The following is an 18474-nucleotide window of genomic DNA, read 5'->3' on the forward strand; positions in this document are numbered from 1 at the left end:
GGGAGAGGGTATCTCTAGGCCGCCTGGCAAACCTGCGGCGCGAACTCCGGATAATAGCCGGCCATCATCCGCTCGGCATAGGCCACCAGGTTGGGGAAGCCCTCGGCGCGGCGACGGATCGGCGAGTCGAAGAACGGCGTCAGGATCTGGGCCAGCATGGCGAAGACGATGGCGTCGACGCTGGTCGGGCGGTGGCCCATCATGAACGACTTGTTCCCCAGCAGCTCCGACAGGGCGGTCAGCGACCAGGCGGCCAGCTCAACGATCTCGTCGGGCGTGTGGCGACCGATTCCGACGGCCTTCAGGTTGGCCTGCACGGCGTCGAGCAGGCCGTCGATCGCTTCGGCGCGCGCTTCGCCGGGCATGCCTTCGAACCAGCGCGCCGGTCCCTTGGCGAAGTTGCCGTCGTCGAAGAACCGGAAGTGGCAGCTGGCCCAGCCCAGGTGGTTCTCGACCATCCGCTCGATCGCCCAGGCCTGGGCGCGCTGGGCCTTGCTCAGGCCGGCGTCCAGGTCGACGCCGTAGCTGCGCTCGATATAGGCCCGGATGAAGGTGGAGTCGGCCATCCGGACCCCGTCGTCGTCAATCCACGGCAGCTGGCCTTTGGGCGAGGTTTCGGGATGGGCGGGAACCTTCTGATACCAGAGGCCCGCCATCTTCAGGTGGATCTCGGTCTTGGTGACATAGGGGCTGCCCTCGGGAAGGCCGTAGGCCGGGCCGGCGGCGTAGAGCGTGATCATCGTGGTCTCTCCCCTGGTGTGTTGCGACAATCGGACGCTACCGCCATGCTGCTGCCAGCATGCTGTCAGCATCGGTCGATCAGAGTGACCCCATGAGACGCGCCGAACGCCTTTTCCAGATCATCCAGATCCTCCGCCGCAACCGTGCGCCGGTCACCGCCGACGCCATGGCGGCCGAGCTGGAGACCTCCAAACGCAGCGTTTATCGCGACATCGCCGCCTTGATCGGTCAGAGGGCGCCCATCCGCGGCGAGGCGGGCGTCGGCTACGTGCTGGAGGCCGGATACGACATGCCGCCCCTGATGCTGACACCCGACGAGATCGAAGCCGCCGTGCTGGGGGCCCAATGGGTCGCCGGACGCGGAGACCCGGTGCTGGCCACCGCCGCCCGCGACCTGATCGCCAAGATCGCCTCGGCCGTGCCCGACGAACTGCGGCCGTTCGTGCTGACGCCCGCCACCGGCGCCTCGCCCGCCTGGAACCCGCTTCCCGACGGCATCGACATCGCCCAGACCCGGGCCTGGATCCATGCCGGCCGCAAGATCCGCCTGGACTATCGTGACGAGAAGGGCGCGGTCAGCCAGCGGGTGATCTGGCCGGTGACGGTCGGCTATCGCGACACCGTCCGGCTGCTGATCGGCTGGTGCGAGCTGCGCAACGACTTCCGCAACTTCCGCACCGACCGGATCGAGGGCGCTGAGTTCCTCGACGAGAAGCACGGCCAGCGGGCTGGGGTGCTGCGGTCGAAGTGGCTGAGGGCGCTGGAGGAGGAGCGCAAGCGCTGGGCGGCGAAGGATTGCGCGCCTTAGGTCATCGTCGCCAACCCCAGACCGGGCCCGCGCCGACCAGCCTCCATGAAACTCCTGGGGATAGACGCCTCCAGTTCCTGGCCTCCGGCCGGCAGGGCTGTACTTGTGCTCGCTCTCTGCAAATGGAGCAGCCCATGCGGATTCCCATGCCGTGGCCAATCTTCGTGGCCGCCATCGCCCTGAGCGCGTGCGGCGATCCGCGGACGGTCGAGGGGCCCGCGGGCGCGGTGGCCACGAGTGGACCGGCCGCGAACGGCGGCTTCGTCATCGAAAACAGCGCGGTGATCCCGCTGCATTCGAAGGCGGTGGGGCGCGACTACGAGATCTATGTCAAGACGCCGCCCGGCTATGGCAAGCCGGAGAACGCGGGCCGTCGGTATCCGGTCATCTATCTCACCGACGGGCCCTATACCTTTCAGGTCGCATCGGGCCTTTCCCGCCTTCCGTTCAGCCAGGACCGCTTCCACGAATTCATCATCGTCGGCCTCTCGTGGGCGCACGGCGACGTGCCCGCCGCCAGCCGCAGACGCGACCTGACGCCGTGGCGCGACCCCGAGATCGGCGGCGTGACCGGCGGGGGCGAAGCCTATTTCACGTTCCTGAAGCAGGAGGCGATGCCGCTGGTCGAGGCGCGCTATCGCGTCGATCCCGCCAATCGGACGCTGGTGGGACAGTCCTACGGGGCTCTCTTCGGCCTGTGGGTGGCGTTCCGTGAGCCGCGGCTCTTCGCCAACTACATCCTGACCAGCCCCTCGATCTGGTTCGACAAAGGGGAGATCATGAAGGCCGAGGCGGCCTATGCCGCCAGCCACAAGGACCTGCCGGCCAGGATCTATCTGGCGACGGGGTCACACGAGCACCCCGGTCCCGGCGGATGCGCCGGTTGCGACAACGACATGGTCGCCGACCAGGCTCGGCTGGCCGCGACCTTGAAGAGCCGCAACTATCCTGGGCTGGAGATCAAGACGCACGTCGTCGAGGACGGTTTCCATGAGACCACCTTCCCGGTCGGCCTGATGCGGGGCCTGCAGTGGCTGTACCTCAAGGGGTGATCTGTTCGCGCCCCGCGTCGGTCTCCAGGCGCTATGGACACTTAGCTCAAAGGAGCGATTTCAAGTCCACGGGTAGTCTGGCCCACACCCACCCACAGTCGTCATCCCCCGACTTGTTCGCGGGACCCAAGCGGGGTTTGACGCCATGTCCAGCGCCGCTTGGGTCACCCGCATAAAGCGGGTGATGACGGAGGTTTTGAGTTGAAGGCGCCCCCAGGCGGCCTCGCCTAAACCCCGTGCCGCTTGGCGAAGGTCTCGAACAGCCCCGGCCAGGCCGCGACCGGCTTGCCGACCACGCCCCGCAAGCCAAAGCCGTGGCCGCCCTCCTCGAAGATGTGCATCTCGGTCGGGATGGCCTTGGCCCGCAGAGCCGCGAACATCATCAGGCTGTTGGCCACCGGCACGGAGGTGTCGTCGGCGGCGTGCAGCAGGAACACCGGCGGGACCTGGGCGGTGACGCCCTGGTCGGGCGAATAGCGGGCGATCAGGTCGGCGCTCGGCGCGGCCCCCAGCAGCTGGGTGCGCGACCCGGCGTGGGCCGGGCCGTCGACCATCGAGATCACCGGATAGATCAGGGCCGAGAGGTCCGGCCTGGCCGACAGAGCGTCGGCGGCGTCGACCGGGTCGTAGACCTTGGCGTCGAAGCGGGTGGTCAGGCTGGCCATCAGGTGGCCGCCCGCCGAGAAGCCCATGACCGCCACGCGGGCCGGGTCGAACTTCAGGGCCGCCGCCCGCGATCGCGCCAGGCGCACGGCGCGCTGGGCGTCCTGCAGCGGCGCGTCGGGCCCCGCGCCCCAGCCGTCGCCGGGCATGCGGTAGCGCATGACGAAGCAGGTGTAGCCGCGATCGGTCAGCCAGCGTGCGGTCTCGAAGCCTTCCTTGTCGATCACCACCCGCTGATAACCGCCGCCGGGCGCCAGGATCACCGCCGCGCCGTTCGGCTTGGCGGGGCGGAACACCGTCAGGGTCGGCTTGCGGGTGTGCTCCACCGCGCGCTCGCGCAGGCCCGGGGCGGCGGGCCGCTCAAGGACGGCCTCGACCACCGTGACGCCCGCCGAGCCGGGCGGCTCGCCCGGCCACAGGGGCAGGACCTCGGTGGGGTCGGCCGGGACCTCCCCGGCCTTGGCCGCGCCGGCCACGATCGACGCGATCAGGCCGCCCGTCAGGCTGGCCAGGGTTCCCCGACGGTTCAACATGCGACCTCCCAAAGCGACGCGCCCGGACCCTAGGGTGCGTTTCCGGGCGCGGCAAGTTGCCGGCCTAACCCCCGTGTCGCCTAGGTCCCCGCGAACCGCAGGTGATGCAGCACGATGCCGCTGGTGGTGGCGACGTTCAGCGAATCGAAGCCGCCGGCCATCGGTATGCCGACGGTCCGCACCCGCGCCATCACCGCCGCCGACAGGCCCGGCCCCTCGGCGCCCAGCAGCACCGCCGACCGGGCCGGCGGGATCAGCCGCGCCAGGGTCTCGTCCGCCGCCGGGCTGAGGGCCAGGCCCTGGAAACCATGCCGCTCCAGCAGGGCGACGACGTCCTCGCCCGGCGCCAGCCAGGCGGTCGGCACGCTGAGGGTCGCGCCGCTCGAGACGCGGATGGCCTTGCGGTAGAACGGGTCGCAGCAGTCGCCGTCGAGGATCACCCCGTCGACGCCGAAGGCCGCGGCGTTGCGGAAGATGCCGCCCAGATTGTCGTGGTTGGCGATGCCCATCAGCACCAGCACCACCGCCGTCTGGCCGGCGCGGGCCAGCAGGGCGTCGGCGGCGAGCGGTTCCGGCTTGGCGCCCACCGCCAGCACGCCGCGATGCAGGTGGAAGCCGGCGATGGCGTCCAGCACCGCCTGGCCGACCCCGTAGACGGGAACGCCGTCCGGCAGGGCGTCGAACAGGTCGGCCAGCTTGCCGGCCCGCTTGCCGTCGATCAGCAGCGAGGCCACCCGCTGGGGCGCGTCGCGGACGAAGGCCCGCAGCACCGTCTCGCCCTCGGCGATGAACAGGCCCTGGCGGCCGACCAGGTCGCGCTCCTTGATGTCGCGATAGGCGGCGACGCGGGGGTCGTTGGGGTCGTCGATGGGGATCAGGTCGGCCACGGGGCCCTCGGGAAGAACTCTAGCGCACGCCCCGTATCGGAAGGATCGCCAAGCCGCCAGCCGCCGCCAGGCCGGCGGCCACCAGATAGAGGGCGTGGTAGTTGACGTGGGCCGGCCCCAGGAACCACAGGGCCAGCATCGGCGCCAGGGCCTGAGGCAGGGTGTTGGCCAGGTTGATGACCCCCAGGTCCTTGCCGGCGTCCTTCTGCGAGGGCAGCACCTGGCTGACCAGGGCGATGTCGACGGCGTAGTAGCAGCCCGCCCCGCAGCCGAAGATCAGGAAGCCCAGCACCACGATCGGCCAGCCGGGCACCAGCGAGAAGGTGATCATCGCCGCCGCCAGGGTCAGGGCCGCGCCGGCCGCGAACAGCTTGCGGCGGCGCAGCCGGTCGGAAAGCATGCCGCCGATCATGCCGCTGGTGACGTTGGCGACCGTGGCGACCGTGGTCAGCAGGGCCAGGCCTTGCTCGGCCCGCTTGCCGGGGAACAGCTGCGTGTAGTGCAGCGCGTCCTGCAGGTAGTAGAGCATGTAGCACTGGGTCAGGGTGATCGCGACCAGCACCATGAACCGGCTGACCCAGGCCAGGGCGAAGTCCGGATGCTTCACAGGATCGATCCACAGCTCGGCCAGGAAGCTGCGCCAGCGCAGCGGCGGCCGTTCGCCGACCGGCAGCGGCGGGTCGTTCAGGCGCAGCGCGAACGGCGCGATGGCCACCAGCAGCACCAGGGCGATCGTCAGGTAGCGCGCGCCTTCGCTGACCAGCAGGCCGCCGACCAGCACCGCCCCGGCCATCGCCCCGATCGGATGGCCCAGGCTGAGGAAGGCCGCCACCCTGCCCTTCTGGGCGTCGGGCACCCGGTCGGGCAGCACCGCCAGCAGGGCCGAGAACAGCATGTTGAAGGCCAGCTGGAAGCAGACCACGCCGGCCATCAGCTCCAGCGTGCTGTCGGCGGCCATGATCATCAGATAGGACGCGACCGTGCCCAGGGCCCCGGCGACCATCCACGGGCGGCGACGGCCGAAGCGCGAGGTGGTCCGGTCGCTGATCGCTCCGGCCAGCAGGTTGGCGACGCTGGCGATCACCGAGCCCCAGATCGCGACCTGGCTGAGCACCACGGCCTTGTTCACCGAATCGATGCTCTCGGCCTTGAGCGGCAGCAGCACCTGGAACAGGGGCATGAAGCTGACATAGGCGCCGATCTGGGCGACCGTGAAGGCGGCGATGAAGCCGGCCTTCACCGGTCGCGTCGGTCTCGCCCTGTCGATCGTCTCGATCCCCACCGCCGTCATCACGCCTCCCGCCCTCACGCGGTCTGCGCCGCGATTGGCGCGACACTGGCCTCGCGCGTCGGGCGACACAAGCCAAGACCGACACGCCGTTTCCTTGGGGCTCGGTTTCTGGGGGTCGGTTTTCGGCGGCGCGCTTTTTTGAGTCGCGAGCGTCGCCTTGAGCGGCGAAGTTGCACTAGGTTGGCGGCATGGAGATGAGTCCAAGCAAACCTGACCTGGCGGGCCCATGGCGTCGGTGACGATCTACGACGTGGCGGCGCGCGCCGGGGTGTCGATCAAGACCGTCTCCCGGGTCATGAACAATGAGCCCAACGTGCGGCCGCAGATGCGCGAGCGGGTGCTGGAATCCGCCGGCGTGCTGGGCTACGCCCCCAACCTGTCGGCCCGCAGCCTGGCCGGGTCGCGCTCGTTCGTGATCGCCGTGTTCGCCGACGCTCCCTTGACCCTCGACCACTGGCGCAGCGAGCGGGGTTCGGACTACCTGCAGCGCATCCAGCTGGGCGCGACCCTGGAATGCCGGGGCGCCGGCTATCACCTGCTGGTCGAGCTGATCGACCACGACGGTCCCAAGGTGCGCCAGGAGATCGCCGCCCTGCTGGGCGCGCTGAAGCCCGACGGCGTCATCCTCACCCCGCCCAGCTGCGACAACGACATGGTGCTGGAGCTGCTGGACAAGGCCGGCACGCCCTATGTGCGCCTGGGCCCCGAGAAGCCGGAAGGCCCGGGTCCACGCGTGCACATGGACGACGTCGCCGCCGCCCGCGAAATGACCGAGCACCTGGCCGACCTCGGTCACAGGCGGATCGGCTTCATCACCGGCGACAAACGCTACGGCGCCAGCCAGGCGCGGCGCGAGGGTTATGTCGCCGCCATGAAGGCGCGCGGCCTGAAGGTGGACAAGGCCTGGATCCGCCAGGGCGACTTCACCTTCGAGTCCGGCCAGGAGGCGGCCGCGGCCCTGCTGGCCTTGCCCGACCGCCCGACGGCGATCTTCGCCAGCTCCGACGAAATGGCCCTGGGCGCCCTGGCGGCGGCGGCCGAGGCCGACCTCGGCGTGCCGGGCGACGTGTCGGTGGCGGGCTTCGACGACAGCCCGGTCTCGCGCCTCAGCCGGCCGCAACTGACGACGGTGCGCCAGCCGCTGGTCGAGATGTCGACCCTGGCGACGCGGATGCTGATCAACGGCGTGGCCCGCCACGGCCCCGCCGAGGCCACGCCGCCGCGCGACGAATTGCTGCCGTTCACGCTGATCCACCGGGCGTCCACGGCGGCCCCGGCGAAGGGTCTGGCGGACAGCTAGCCGGTCCAGACTTGCGGGCGCTTCTTCAACTCAAAAATTTCGTCATCACCCGCTTTATGCGGGTGACCCAAGCGGCGCTGAGTATCGCGTCAGACCCGGCCTGGGTCCCCCGAACAAGTCGGGGGATGACGAGTATGGGTGGGTATGGGCGCTAGAATATCCGCTGAGGTGAAATCGCTCCGCTAGCCTGAGTGTCCACGGATTCTAGCGCTTGAGATCGCCGCAGGTCTTCGAACCCGCCGTCCCCGGCAAGGCGTGAAACTCGATGAGCATCCCCAGGTCGTCGCGGGTGGGGGCCAGGAAGGCGTCTCCCCACACGCCCTTGTAGTCGGTGAGCGGCTGCTCGTATCCGCGCTCGACCCGCCGCTTCGCCGCGTCGAGGTCCGCGACGCCGATGCTGACGCCGAGCACCTGGGGGCCCCCGTCGCGCAGCGCGTCGGCGGCGATCCCCTGGCCGTCGGGCTCCAGCGCCAGGACGCCGTTCGGGCCGACCGGTATGCAGTAGCCGCGCGCCGAGATCTGCGGGACGCGGACGGGCGTCGCGCCGGCGAAACCCAACCGCTCTAGCTGCTTGCGATCCGCGTCGGCGTCGGACGACAGCAGCCAGAACGCCGACAGCGCCCGCGCGCCGTTGGGGTGCTGGCGCGCTGCCCGGTCGTCGGCGACGCTGGCCGGATCGGTCTTGTCGGGCGCGTAGTCGATGAAAAACAGGGTGCTGGAAAGCGGCGGTCGTTCGAAGGCGAAGAGCCGCCAGCGTGGCGGCTTGGTCGGACCGCCGCCGTCGGGATCGTTGGCCGAGGCGGTGAAGACCGGCGTCACCGCCAGCCCCTTGCCCTTCAGCAAAGCGTGGACCTGGTTGAGCGCCGAGGACCGCACCCCGACGGATCGCGCGCCCGGGCCGCCCTTCAGCGAGGCCTGGTCGGCGAGCATGCCGGGATCCATGTCCGGATTGGGCCGGGTGACGCCCAGGAGCTCGATATAGCCGCGGTCGGCCAGGCGGACATAGCGATTGGCCACCCCGCCGGGAGCGCGACCCGGCCGGACCTGGAAGCCGAGCTTGACCGCCATGATCGCGCTGACCTGATCGATGTCGCGCCCCCACAGCAGGACATGATCCAGTTGGCTGACCGGCCCGGAAGACGGCGCGGTGGGCATGGCGGGCGCGGCGACGCCCAGGGTCAGGATCAGCGCCGATAGCAGAACGAATGGCCGCACGTTTCTTCAACTCCGTTGAATCCCCCGGCGAGGGATGTCGCGGGCGGCGGGCGCAATCTTCTACGGCCCCGGTCGCTTGGCCATGACCTCGGAGGTCATGAATCCGCACAAGCTCGAGGCCACCCGCGCGACGCGTCAGGCCGTCCCGGACCTCGCGAGCCTGGCGCACACCTCGGCGGTGTGGTCGTCGGCCGGAAAGGCGCATTCGATCCGCAGCTCGTCGAGCGTCACGTCGCGGGGCGTGGAGAAGGTCGTGATGGTTTCGAAGAAGCGCAGCTCGCCCTCGTCGCTCTTGAACACCAGGGTAAGCACCGGGGATGGTTCGACCTCGACGTCGCGGAAGCGCCAGCGGGCCGGCACGCCGGGATATCGCAGCACCTCGTTCAGGAGGTTCTGGGCCGTCCGGTCGCCGGGAGCGGCGGCCAGCTCCTCGTGAAGGTGGCGGATGAACTTTTCCGCCACCTCCGGCCAGTTGACGATGACCGACCGGAAGTCGTCCGGGTCGAACACCTGGCGAAGCAGGTTGGTGTGGGGACTCTCGCGGCCCTTCATCAGCAGCTTGTTGACCCGGACCGCCGCGTCATTGGCCATCAGCACGTCGAAGTGGCGATTGATCACGAAGGCCGGATAGGGCTCCTGGTGCTTGATGATCAGCTCGATGGCCTGGCGCATCCGCTCCAGGGCCGGCGTGACCAGCGTGTTCTCCGAATATCGGGGAACATAGCCCGCGGCGAGCAGCAGCGCGTTGCGCTCGCGAAGCGGCATGTCCAGCGCGTCGGCGAGGCGCGAGATCGTCTCCCGGCTGGCCTGGGACTTGCCCGTCTCGATGCAGCTGAGGTGCCGGGTCGACAGGTCGGCCTCCAGCGCCAGGTCCATCTGGCTCAGGCGTCGCGCGGCCCGCCATTCGCGCAGCAGCACGCCGATCGGCGGACGTGTCTCGCGGGCCCGCGCCGCGTCCGAAGATCTCATGTCGATCACCGCTCCTGGAGGTCAGCGTATCAATGACGTCACTAGGGTCCGCGCATCCATGACCCGCGAGGTCATATCCACATGATCCGCCGCGTCGTTGAAGATGGAAACGGCTTGGCCGACCCTCGGCGCAAATCCGTTGCGTCGCGAGGAGCCCATGAACAGACGTGAACTCTTGATCCAGGGCGCGGCCGGCGGCGCGGCGATCCTTTCGGCGGCGCCGGCCATGGCGCGCGTCGCCGCCCCTGCCGAATGGACGCCGGCCCAGTTCCACGCGGCCCGGCGGTTCGCCGATCTCGAGGTCGGCCGGGTCGCCTATGTCGAGCGCGGGACGGGACCGGCGGCGATCTTTCTCCACGGCTATCCGCTCAACGGCTTCCAGTGGCGGGGCCCGATCGCGCGGCTCGCCGGCCATCGCCGCTGTATCGCCGTCGATCTGCTGGGCCTCGGCTACAGCGAGCTTCCCGCCGACGCCGACCTGTCGCCGATCGCCCAGGCCGCCATGGTCGTGGCCTTCATGGACAAGCTCGGCATTCCGCACGCCGACATCCTCTCGAACGACAGCGCCACGGGCGTCGCCCAGTTGATCGCCGCGACCCATCCCGAACGGGTGCGGACGCTGCTGCTCACCAACGGCGACGTAGCCGCCAACAGCCCGCCCGAGGCCTTCCTGGGCGCCATCGACCTGGCCAAGAAGGACGAACTGGACGATTTCTTCGAACGACACCTGACGGACAACGGCTTCGCGCGGTCCGACCAGGGCATCGGGCGCGGCTATGCGCATCCCGAAAGGATTCTCACGCACGAGGTGCTCGAGACCTATCTCCGGCCGCTGGTCAGCTCCGACAAGCGGCGGCGGCAGGGCCAGGGATACGCGATCGCCATGCTGCCCAATCCGCTTCCCGCCGCCGAGCCGGGCCTGCGGGCCTTCGACAAGCCGGTGCGCATGGTCTGGGGCCGAAACAGCGAACTGTTCCCGGACCAGTGGGCGCTGTGGCTCGACCAGACCTTCCCGCAATCCCAGGGCGTCCGGTTCGTGGAGGACGTGAAGCTGTTCTTCCCCGAGGAGCAGCCGGAGCTGATCGCCGAGGAAGCCCGCAAGCTCTGGCGCGTCTGACGCCCGCCAGGGTCGATCAGCGCCCGGGGCGGGCGAAGGCGGCGACGCGGGCGCGCGCCTGGTGGACCGGGTTGTCGGCCGGGGCCGGCGCGTAGGCCGTCGCCGCGCCCGTCCGGAAACCGCCCACGTGGTTGGAGAGGTCGGCGGCCTCGGCGCGCAGGGCGTGGGTGGCCTCGGTCGACTGCTGGACCATGGCGCTGTTGCGCTGGGTCACCTGGTCCAGCTGGTTGACCGCCACATTGACCTGGCCGAGCGCCGAGGCCTGCTCGTTGGCGGAGGCGGCGATTTCATCGACCAGGGTGTCGATGGCGCCGACCTTCTCGACAATGCCGCGCAGGGCCTCGCTGGTCTGGCCGACTAGGTCGACGCCTTCGCCCACCTGGCGGCTGGAATCGGCGATCAGGGTCTTGATCTCCTTGGCGGCGTCGGCCGAGCGTTGGGCCAGGGCCCGCACTTCCTGCGCCACGACCGCGAAGCCGCGACCCGCGTCGCCCGCTCGCGCGGCTTCGACCCCGGCGTTCAGCGCCAGCAGGTTGGTCTGGAAGGCGATCTCGTCAATCACGCCGAGGATCTGCGAGACCTTGCTGGACGAGGTCTCGATCTGGGTCATGGCCTCGGCGGCGCGGGTCACCACCGCGCCGGAACGCTGGGCGTCGGCGGCGGCTTCGCTGACCCGGGCCGAGACCTGCTTGGCGCTCTGGGCGGTGCGGTCGACGGTGGCGGTCAGTTGCTCGACGGCGGCGGCGGTCTGTTCCAGGGTCGCGGCCTGCTGCTCGGTGCGCTGGGCCAGGTCGTCGGCGGCGCGGGCGATGTCGTCAGTTCCGGCCCGGATGCCGGAGGTGGCGCGCTCGACGGCCTTGATGGTGTCGGCCAGGGCGGCGGCGGCGTGGTCGAAGTCGGTCTTCAGGCTCTGGAACTCAGGCGACAGGGCGCCCTCGACCCGGGCGCTCAGATCGCCGGCCGCCAGGCGCGACAGGGCCTGGCCCACCGCCGCCACGGCCGCGGCCTGGCGCTGCTCGGCGGCCTGGCGCTCGGCTTCCATCTGGTCGCGCTCGTCCTGCAGGATGTCGAGGTAGCTGGAGATCGCCAGGTCCATGTCCAGGAAGGTGGCCTTGGTCAGGGCGACGACCTGGTCGGCCAGTTCGCCGTCGGCCTTGGCGCTGGCGAACATCCCCTTAGGACGCTTGGCGACCACCGCGCGGACCAGGTTCTCGACCACCAGGGCGTAGCCGCCGATGTACCAGCGCGGCTCCAGCCCGGCGCGGACGTGGGCCTGGCCGACGCGCTGGACGTCGGCGGCGTAGGTGGGGCCGAATTCGGCGGTGGCCATCTTGCGCCAGTGGTCAGCCTGCCGCGCCTGGGCGCCGTCCATCTGCGCGCGGCTGGAGAACATCTGCCGCACCTCGGGATAGGCGCGGATCTGGTCGTAGAAGCTGTCGAGCGCGCCCGAGATCTCGCTGTCGACCAGCGGCTTGGCCGCCTTCAGCGCCGCCCTGGCCTTGTGGTCGAACCGCATGAAGGCCATGCGCTGCTCGAGTTGCTGGTTGGCGCTCATGCGACTGATCCCGATTCACCAAATCCGTTACCGGAAGAGGCGTGACGGGAATTGATTAACCAAGGTTGAAACGCCGTCGCCCGCCCACCCTTAAGTGCTCCAGAGGTAGCGCCAGGTCTCGGAAATGGGCGCTTCGCCGCGGGTCAGGCGCAGCGACAGCTCGGCCTTCGCGGCCGTCGGCTTCAGGCCGAAGGCGGCCCGGGCCGAGGCCTCGCCCGGATAGGGCGACAGGTCGCTCCAGACCACCGTCCCGCCGTCGGCCTTGACCTCCAGCGCCACGCCGTCCAGCCCCTCGGCCAGCGCCCCACCCTGCAGGTCGACGGTGAACAGCCGCAGGCCGGCCTGGTTGTCGGCCCCGGTCCGGGTGCGGAACACCCGGGCGTCCGGGCTGGCGAAGCGCTCCTGGCCCCAGTGCAGGCGATAGCGCAGGTCGACCCGCGACCCGGCCGTCCACGGCGCCTCCGGGCGCCAGAAGATGGCGATGTTGTCGTCGGTCTCCTTGGTCGTCGCCAGTTCGGCCAGGTGGACCGCGCCCTTGCCCCAGGCGTCCAGCGGCTCGACCCACAGGCTGGGCCGCAGGTCGTAGCGGGCCTGCAGGTCGCCGAAGTCTTCCAGGTTGCGGGCCCGCTGCACCAGGCCGAAGCCCTTGGGGTTCTCGTCGGGGAAGTTGCTGAGCCGGTGCGCCTTGGGGTTCTGCAACGGTCGCCACAGGTGCTCGCCCTGCCCCGTCCAGATCGCCAGGCCGTCGCTGTCGTGCACGGCGGTGCGGAAGTCGTCGACCGGCGAGGAGTCGGCGACGTTGAACAGGAACATGCTGCTCATCGCCGCGACCCCGGCCTTGGCCATCGTCGCCCGGGGGAAGACGGCGGCCGTGACGTCGAACACCACGTCGTCGCCCGGGCGGATCGTGAAGCTGTAGGCCCCCGCGCAGCTGGGGCTGTTCATCAGGGCGTGGACGACCACCGCGTCGCCGTCGATGGCCGGGTTACCGTTTTGGGGCCGTTCCAGCCAGAAGCTGATGAAGTCCGGGAACTCCTCGTTCGGCTCGCCGGCCCCGATCGCCAGGCCGCGCGCCGACAGGCCGTAGCGCTGGCCGCGCCCCAGGCTGCGGAAGTAGCTGGCGCCCTGAAACACCGCCACCTCGTCCAGCTTGTCGGCCTCGTTGAGCGGCCACAGCAGGCGGAAACCGGAAAAGCCGCTCCAGGCCTTGGCCACCTCGGCGTGCTCGCCGGGGAAGTCGAACATCCCCGGGTCGAAGGCGATCGGCCGGGCCAGGCCCGCGGCGACCTCGTAGAGCGGCAGCGGGCGCGGATAGAGATAGGCCGGCGGGAAGAACTCGGCCCGGAACGGCGGCGTCCGGTCCTTCCACAGCGCGTGGTCCGACCGGAAGCGGATACGGAAATACTCGTCGTAGGTCAGGCCCGACAGCGACGGCGCCGCCGGCGGCGGGCTGTAGGGCGCGGCGGCCAGGGCGCGGGCGCGATCCTGAAGAATCTCGACGGAAAAGGGTTCGCTCACGACGTCCTCCGGGGAAGGCGTCGAAGTCTGCGCGACCGCCAGCCTGGGCGCCAGGGCGAGAACCGCCGACAGCGAGAGTTTGCCGAGCGCCGCGCGCCGGTTGACGGAACTCGAAAACATGGGCGCCTTCTAGAACGACCCGACGCCTCGGCGCTACACAACGCAGCTCTGGCGACATCGGTCGGCTCTATTCGCCCAGGAACCGGGCGCCGATGGGGCGAAGCGCGACGACCGTGCTGGCGCGGCGTCGCGCGCCCGCCTATCACTGGCCCACGACAAGCGAAGCCTTACGGCGCTTGGGCTTGGTGGGTCCTTTTGCTAGGGTCCGGTCGACAGTCGGAAAAGAGGGACCTGCAAGGCTTCATGGGCGTTCCGGCTGATTTCACCTTCGAGGACGTCGACGGCCATCGCGCCGTCGTGCTCTCGGGGGACTGGACGGCGCGCGGCATGGTCGACGCCGGCGAGCGCCTGGTCGCGGCCATGGACGGTTCGGACGCCGTCGACCTGGACCTGCGCGACCTCACCCGCTGCGACACGGCCGGCGCCTACGCCATCATCCGCGCCGCCGACGGCCGGATCACGGCCGGCAAGATCAGGGCGCGCGCGCAGACGCTGCGCCTGCTGAAGCTGGTCGGCGACGCCATCCAGGTCGAGCCCGAGGTCGCGCCGCCGGTGAAGGGCTTCCAGGCCCTGCTCGAGCGCATCGGCCACGGCGTGTTCGACCTGGCCAACAACGGCTACAGCACCCTGGCCTTCCTGGGCCACCTGCTGGTGGCCATCGGCCGCTGCATCGCCAAGCCCAGCCGCATCCGCTGGGCCCCGGTGTTCTCGCTGGCCGAACGGGCCGGCCTGGACGCCATCCCGATCGTGGCCACCACGACCTTCTTCATCGGCGCGGTCGTGGCCCTGCTGGGCGCCAACCTGCTGACCCAGTTCGGGGCCCAGGTGTTCGCGGTCGAACTGGTCGGCATTTCGGTGCTGCGCGAGTTCAACATCCTGATCACCGCCATCCTGCTGGCCGGCCGCTCGGCCTCCAGCTTCGCGGCCGAGATCGGCTCGATGAAGATGAACCAGGAGATCGACGCCATGCAGGTCATGGGGGTCGACCCCTACGACGCCCTGGTGCTGCCCCGTTTCGCCGCCCTGCTGATCACCATTCCCCTGCTGACCTTCGTGGCCACCCTGGCCGGCCTGGCCGGCGGCATCCTGGTGACCTGGGTGGTGCTGGACCTGTCGCCCGGTTTCTTCCTGCAACGCATGAGCGACAGCGTCGGCGTCCAGCATTTCTGGATCGGCATGTCCAAGGCCCCCGTGATGGCCATGGTCATCGCCGCCATCGGCTGCCGCCAGGGCATGGAGGTCGGCAACGACGTGGAATCCCTGGGCCGCCGGGTCACCGCCGCCGTGGTCCACGCCATCTTCGCGATCATCGCCATCGATGCGGTCTTCGCGCTGATCTACATGGAGATGAACGTATGACCGCGCCCGCTCCAGACATGGGCGCGGACACTGCCGAGGCGGACGCCCCGTCGACCGCCGAGGCGCCGCCGATCCGGGTCACCGGCCTGGTCTCGTGCTTTGGCGAGAACGTCATCCACGACGGCCTGGACCTGACGGTCAATCGCGGCGAGGTGCTCGCCGTGGTCGGCGGCTCGGGCGCGGGCAAGTCGGTGCTGCTCAACACCATCATCGGGCTGAAGGTCCCCGACGGCGGCACGGTCAAGCTGTTCGGCCAGGACATGGCCGACGCCTCGCGCAGGCGCTGGAACGTCATCGAACGCCGCTGGGGCGTGCTGTTCCAGCAGGGCGCGCTGTTCTCGAACCTGACGGTGCGCGAGAACGTCGCCGCGCCGCTCTACGAGCACACGCGCCTGCCCCGGCAGGAGATCGAGCAACTGGCCGACCTGAAGATCGCCCTGGTCGGCCTGCCCGCCCGGGCCGGCAACCTCAAGCCGGCCGAGCTGTCGGGCGGCATGCGCAAGCGCGCCGGCCTGGCCCGGGCCCTGGCCATGGACCCCGAACTGCTGTTCCTCGACGAGCCGACCGCCGGGCTGGACCCGATCAGCGCCGCGGCCTTCGACGAGCTGATCAAGGACCTCTCCGACAGCCTGGACCTGACGGTGTTCATGATCACCCACGACCTGGACACCCTCTACGCCATCACCGACCGCATCGCGGTGATCGCCGACAAGAAGATCGTGGCCGCCGGCTCCACCCAGGAACTGGAAGGGTCCGACCACCCCTGGATCAAAGAATACTTCATGGGGCCGCGCGGTCGCGCGGCCGCTGGCAAATCGACGCCCCAATCCGCGTCGCAGGCGACGCCAAGGACGAGCTGATGGAAAGAAACGCCAACTACGCCCTGGTGGGCGCGGCGACCCTGATCCTGTTCATGGGGTTGCTGATCTTCGTCGTCTGGCTGGCCAAGCTGAGCTTCAGCAAGGACTACGACCTGTACGACGTGCTGTTCGTCGGCCCGGTGCGCGGCCTGTCGGACGGTGGCGAGGTGCATTTCAACGGCATCAAGGTCGGTGAGGTCACCAAGATCGCGCTGGACAAGAGCGACCCCAACCGGGTCATCGCCCGGGTCCGCGTCACCTCGGACGTGCCGATCAAGACCGACAGCTACGCCACGCTCGAGCCCCAGGGCATCACCGGCGTCAACTATGTGCAGATCACCGCCGGGGCCCCGAACAAGCCGTTGCTGAAGACCACCGTCAAGGGCGACGCCGTGCCGGTGATCCGCAGCCAGCGCAGCGCCCTGTCCGACCTGCTGGAAGGCGGCGGCACGGTGCTGACCCGCACCATCGAGGCCCTGGACCGCGTCAACCGCGTGCTGTCGGACGACAACGTCAAGACCTTCGGCGCCGCGGTCAGCGACGTCCAGTCGGTCACCGCCGAACTGCGCGCGCGCAAGGCGATCATCGCCGACGCCCAGAAGGCCTTGCAGAGCATCGACGCCACCACCTCGAAGATCGGCGAGCTGTCGGATAGCTCCAAGGGCCTGGTCGACGGCGACGCCAAGCGCACTCTGAAGAACCTGGGCGACGCCGCCGAGGAGCTGAAGGCCACGGCCAAGGAGGTCCGGGGCATGGTCGGCAAGCTGGAAGGCCCGACCACCGACTTCGCCACCACCGGCCTGCCGCAGCTGTCGGCCGCCGTCGCGACCCTGCAATCGACCGCCGAGTCCCTGGACCGGCTGGTCGGCGAGGTCGAGCAAAACCCGCGCGGCCTGGTCGGCAAGACCCCGGCCAAGGAACTGGAGGTCAAGCCGTGAGCATCCCCCCCGTGCGTGTCCCCCCCGTGCGAATCTTGGGCACCGCCCTGCGCTCGTTGAGCGTCGCCGTCGCGGCGCTGGCCCTGTCGGGCTGCATCAGCGTGTTCCCCAAGGCCGACCCGTCGGGCCTCTACCGGTTCGGCCACGGCGCGCCGCCCGCCGCCGCGCCGACCTCCGAGAAGACCTTCGGGGTGTTCAAGACCGCGACCGTGTTCACCCGGGCGGCGATGGGCGACCGGATTCTGACCGTCACCAACGGCGAGGCGGCCTATATCGCCGGCGCCCGCTGGGTGTCGCCGGCCGTCGTGCTGTTCGACGAGGCGGTGGCCCGCGCCTTCGAGGCCGAGTCCAACCCGGCCCGCCTGGTCACCCGCGGCGAGACGGCCAAGGCCGCCATGGTCCTGCGCCTGGAGGTCCGCTCGTTCGAGGCCGACTATGTCGACGGCCCCAAGGCCCCGCCCGAGGTGCTGGTCGAGATCCGCGCCGTGATGACCCGCGGCGGCGACCGCGCCCTGCTCGGCGACAAGGTCTTCCAGACCCGGGTCAAGGCCTCGAACAACCGGGTCGGGGCCATCGTCGCGGCCTATGACGCGGCCAACACCCAGGTGCTGACCGAGGTCATCGCCTGGGTCGGCGCGGCGGGGGCGAAGCTGCCGGCGGAGTGAGGGATCGGCCGCCTCGAAGCCGTGTCCGACAAAGGGGGTAAGCAGGCGAATCGGCGCCGATGGCGCGCTGGGTCCGGGCTCCGATCGGAGCAGCGGTCATGTCCCGCCCCAACCGATGACTGTCTTGGATCCCAGCTTCACTCGAACCTCACCACCCTGGGCTTGCCATCGTAGAGGATCTGGCGGTCGACCGGAGCGCTCCGCGCACCCGCGCCCTTGCCGGGCGCGACCAGGACGATGTTCAGCTGGCGCTGCTGGATCATGCCCGGAAACGACCCCTGCCGCGCGCCGACGCTCAACGTCCGGGCCTGGTCATTCCACACCAGGTCATAGGTGGCGCGCTGGCCCTTCTCGTAGGCATAGGTCTCGTTGTCGTCCTCGTAGATCGTGAACCGGGCGTCGGCGCCGGGATAGATGCGGATCTCGTAGGGCGCATCGGGGCGTTCGGTGGCGAACTGCACCGCTGGGCCCATCGGCACGATGGAGCCGGCGCGAACATAGAGCGGCAAGATCTCCAGCGGCGCCTCGCGTGATACGGTCTTACCGCCGGCGTGACGCTCATTGCTCCAGAAGTCGTACCAGTCCGCGCCCTTGGGCAGATAGGTGTTCACGGTGAAATCCCGGGGCGCCTCGGCAAGCTTGGCGGCGGCCTGCAGTTCGGCGGGACGGCGCCAGGTCAGGCGCAGGCTTCGATCGCCGTCGCCTTGATAGTAGTCGATACCCACCGACAGGCGGTCTCCCCGCTTCAGCCTGCGCTTGGCGCCGTGGTGGCGCTCCGCCCCGCTCGTCCAGTCGTCGACCACCTTCTCGCCGTCGAGGAAGAGGCGCACGCCGTCATCGGCGGCCACGCCGATCTCATATTCGCCGTCCTCGGGCGCCACGA

General features: G+C 69.8%; 17 protein-coding genes. 8 read left to right on the top strand and 9 right to left on the bottom strand.

Features of this window, described 5'->3' with window-relative positions; genetic code table 11:
• Nucleotides 1–14: 14 nt before the first annotated feature.
• Nucleotides 15–740, bottom strand: a complete 726-nt coding sequence (locus PMI01_RS19240) for a glutathione S-transferase family protein (protein WP_007672770.1) — start codon at nt 738–740, stop codon at nt 15–17.
• 92 nt (nt 741–832) lie between these two features.
• Between PMI01_RS19240 and PMI01_RS19245 the strand changes: the two genes are divergently transcribed.
• Together PMI01_RS19245 and PMI01_RS19250 are read left to right on the top strand one after the other, a co-directional pair.
• Nucleotides 833–1549, top strand: coding sequence for a helix-turn-helix transcriptional regulator (locus tag PMI01_RS19245; protein WP_007672772.1), 717 nt, complete (start codon nt 833–835; stop codon nt 1547–1549).
• Nucleotides 1550–1683: 134 nt separating this feature from the next.
• A complete protein-coding gene (locus PMI01_RS19250; protein WP_007672775.1) occupies nt 1684–2601 on the top strand; it encodes an alpha/beta hydrolase in 918 nt (305 codons plus the stop codon).
• A gap of 227 nt (nt 2602–2828) precedes the next feature.
• Here PMI01_RS19250 and PMI01_RS19255 read toward each other — a convergent pair whose 3' ends face one another.
• From PMI01_RS19255 to PMI01_RS19265, 3 genes are all read right to left on the bottom strand, one after another.
• Nucleotides 2829–3797: an alpha/beta hydrolase gene (locus tag PMI01_RS19255; RefSeq protein ID WP_007672777.1), complete on the bottom strand. Its 969-nt coding sequence runs from the start codon at nt 3795–3797 to the stop codon at nt 2829–2831.
• Between the two features lie 80 nt (nt 3798–3877).
• The gene (locus PMI01_RS19260; protein ID WP_007672779.1) at nt 3878–4684 is read right to left on the bottom strand and encodes a TrmH family RNA methyltransferase; all 807 of its coding nucleotides are present in this window, start codon (nt 4682–4684) and stop codon (nt 3878–3880) included.
• Between the two features lie 19 nt (nt 4685–4703).
• A complete protein-coding gene (locus PMI01_RS19265; RefSeq protein WP_007672780.1) occupies nt 4704–5975 on the bottom strand; it encodes an MFS transporter in 1272 nt (423 codons plus the stop codon).
• A gap of 226 nt (nt 5976–6201) precedes the next feature.
• Here PMI01_RS19265 and PMI01_RS19270 point away from each other — a divergent pair, with 226 nt between their 5' ends.
• A complete protein-coding gene (locus PMI01_RS19270) occupies nt 6202–7275 on the top strand; it encodes a LacI family DNA-binding transcriptional regulator (RefSeq protein WP_007672781.1) in 1074 nt (357 codons plus the stop codon).
• Between the two features lie 204 nt (nt 7276–7479).
• Here the strand turns inward: PMI01_RS19270 and PMI01_RS19275 are convergent, their stop codons facing one another.
• Together PMI01_RS19275 and PMI01_RS19280 are read right to left on the bottom strand one after the other, a co-directional pair.
• Nucleotides 7480–8490: a VOC family protein gene (locus PMI01_RS19275; RefSeq protein ID WP_007672782.1), complete on the bottom strand. Its 1011-nt coding sequence runs from the start codon at nt 8488–8490 to the stop codon at nt 7480–7482.
• 135 nt (nt 8491–8625) lie between these two features.
• Nucleotides 8626–9459: a helix-turn-helix domain-containing protein gene (locus PMI01_RS19280; RefSeq protein ID WP_007672783.1), complete on the bottom strand. Its 834-nt coding sequence runs from the start codon at nt 9457–9459 to the stop codon at nt 8626–8628.
• A gap of 157 nt (nt 9460–9616) precedes the next feature.
• On the opposite strand from PMI01_RS19280, the gene PMI01_RS19285 reads away from it, so the two are divergent.
• Complete coding sequence (locus PMI01_RS19285) at nt 9617–10576, top strand: alpha/beta fold hydrolase (RefSeq protein WP_007672784.1); 960 nt, start codon at nt 9617–9619, stop codon at nt 10574–10576.
• A gap of 16 nt (nt 10577–10592) precedes the next feature.
• On the opposite strand, the gene PMI01_RS19290 is transcribed toward PMI01_RS19285, so the two are convergent.
• Both PMI01_RS19290 and PMI01_RS19295 read right to left on the bottom strand, forming a co-directional pair.
• Nucleotides 10593–12131: a globin-coupled sensor protein gene (locus tag PMI01_RS19290; RefSeq protein ID WP_007672785.1), complete on the bottom strand. Its 1539-nt coding sequence runs from the start codon at nt 12129–12131 to the stop codon at nt 10593–10595.
• A 90-nt stretch (nt 12132–12221) separates the two neighbouring features.
• A complete protein-coding gene (locus PMI01_RS19295; RefSeq protein WP_007672787.1) occupies nt 12222–13769 on the bottom strand; it encodes a glucan biosynthesis protein in 1548 nt (515 codons plus the stop codon).
• Nucleotides 13770–14012: 243 nt separating this feature from the next.
• Here PMI01_RS19295 and PMI01_RS19300 point away from each other — a divergent pair, with 243 nt between their 5' ends.
• Genes PMI01_RS19300 through PMI01_RS19315 form a run of 4 tightly spaced genes read left to right on the top strand, consistent with a single transcriptional unit; the run spans nt 14013 to nt 17591 of the window.
• Nucleotides 14013–15128, top strand: a complete 1116-nt coding sequence (locus PMI01_RS19300) for an ABC transporter permease (protein WP_007672789.1) — start codon at nt 14013–14015, stop codon at nt 15126–15128.
• Nucleotides 15125–15988 carry an ABC transporter ATP-binding protein gene (locus tag PMI01_RS19305; protein ID WP_007672790.1) on the top strand — a complete coding sequence of 288 codons (864 nt, stop codon included), beginning with the start codon at nt 15125–15127 and terminating at the stop codon, nt 15986–15988. Before PMI01_RS19300 ends, PMI01_RS19305 begins: the two co-directional genes overlap by 4 nt.
• A complete protein-coding gene (locus PMI01_RS19310; RefSeq protein ID WP_007672791.1) occupies nt 15988–16926 on the top strand; it encodes an MlaD family protein in 939 nt (312 codons plus the stop codon). The genes PMI01_RS19305 and PMI01_RS19310 overlap by 1 nt, the downstream gene beginning before the upstream one ends.
• Nucleotides 16923–17591 carry an ABC-type transport auxiliary lipoprotein family protein gene (locus PMI01_RS19315; protein WP_007672792.1) on the top strand — a complete coding sequence of 223 codons (669 nt, stop codon included), beginning with the start codon at nt 16923–16925 and terminating at the stop codon, nt 17589–17591. Before PMI01_RS19310 ends, PMI01_RS19315 begins: the two co-directional genes overlap by 4 nt.
• A 137-nt stretch (nt 17592–17728) precedes the next feature.
• On the opposite strand, the gene PMI01_RS19320 is transcribed toward PMI01_RS19315, so the two are convergent.
• The coding region (locus PMI01_RS19320; RefSeq protein ID WP_238537089.1) for a DUF5110 domain-containing protein at nt 17729–18474 on the bottom strand (746 nt) is incomplete at its 5' end.

The sequence above is a fragment of the Caulobacter sp. AP07 genome (genome assembly GCF_000281955.1).
GTDB lineage: Bacteria > Pseudomonadota > Alphaproteobacteria > Caulobacterales > Caulobacteraceae > Caulobacter.